Annotated in this window: 1 protein-coding gene; it reads right to left on the reverse strand. The window is 65.1% G+C overall.

Annotation, left to right across the window (positions count from 1 at the left end; all coding sequences use genetic code 11):
* Positions 1 to 317: 317 nt before the first annotated feature.
* The coding region (locus JKL45_RS29545) for an IS110 family RNA-guided transposase (RefSeq protein WP_210345920.1) at positions 318 to 1,322 on the reverse strand (1,005 nt) is incomplete at its 5' end.

Genomic DNA, 1,322 nt, shown 5'->3' on the forward strand with positions numbered 1-1,322 from the left:
TGTATGGTCCGGCCGTGCGTCGCAAGATGATGTTGGCGGACGGACGAACGTGAGAGCTGCATCAATGTATTCGGCCTCAAGGTGGAGCCTCAGCTCCGGGCCATCATGGGTATCCGCGCGCATCCAAGACTCGCTAGCTGAAAGACCTCTGCGGGCCATCATGGCACCCAGTCTCGTGGTTGCGCCGGGCAGACCGTTCGTCCATCTCCTTCGTCATCTCGCAGACCTCGGCGGGACAGCCGCTGATTAGATCATCGACTTCATCGTTGTCTCCTCAGGGCTGATTGGTTGCAGACAGAGCCTGAAGCGCTCTCACCTCACACTGCATGGGAGGCACTCCTCGGCTGATAAGCATGTCCACGCGCCAGCACCGCCCAGGCAATGCGGGCGAGCTTGTTGGCCAGGGCAATCACCAGCATGTTGCGGTGCAGCCGCCGCCCCGCGGCCTCGATCCACGGCCACAGCCCCACCCTCGCCCCATGCGGCCGGCGCACCAGCACGATGTGTGCCGCCTGCACGAAGAGCGTCCGCAGGTACTTGTTGCCGCGCTTCGAGATCTTGCCCAGAATGGTGCGGTCGCCGGTCGACTCCTGCTTGGGGACCAGCCCGAGCCAGGCGCCAAAGTCCCGCCCCTGCTTGAACCCTGCCCCCGTTCCAATGGCCGCCACGACAGCACTGGAGATGATCGGCCCCACGCCCGGCACGCTCATCAGGCGCTGGCAGTGCTCGTCCTGGGCGGCGAGCGCCTCGATCTCAGCCGAGACCTCGGTGATGCGCTCGTCGAGCCGGCGCCAATCCTCCATCAGGTCAGCGATGAGGCAAACCAGCCGCGGTGACAAGGCGTCGGAGGACGAACCCAGGATGCCTGACAGCGCCTGCCGCAGCGGCGCAAGGCCCTGGCGCACGGTGATGCCGCGCTCAAGCAGGAAGCCGCGGATCTGGTTGGTGACGCCCGTGCGCTGGCTGACCAGGCGAGAGCGGACCCGGTGCAGGGCGAGCAGATCCATCTGCTCTGGCATCTTGATCGCCACGAACGACATGGTGGGCCGCTGCACCGCCTCCGCAATGGCTTCGGCATCGCGATAGTCGTTCTTGTGGCCCTTCAGAAACGGTTTGACGTACTGGGCCGGGATCAGGCGCACGTCATGGCCCAATGCTTGGAGCTGGCGGCCGACGTGGTGGGCACCAGCGCAGGCTTCCATGCCGATCAGGCAAGGTGGAATGTTGGCCAACCGCTGGGTGAGTTGGGACCGGGAGAGCTTGATCCGCAGCACGATGGCGCCGCGTTGATCCTGACCGACGAGGTGGAAGCTGTTCTTGCC

The organism is Microvirga soli (assembly GCF_016734765.1).
In the GTDB taxonomy this organism is placed as follows: Bacteria; Pseudomonadota; Alphaproteobacteria; order Rhizobiales; family Beijerinckiaceae; genus Microvirga; species Microvirga soli.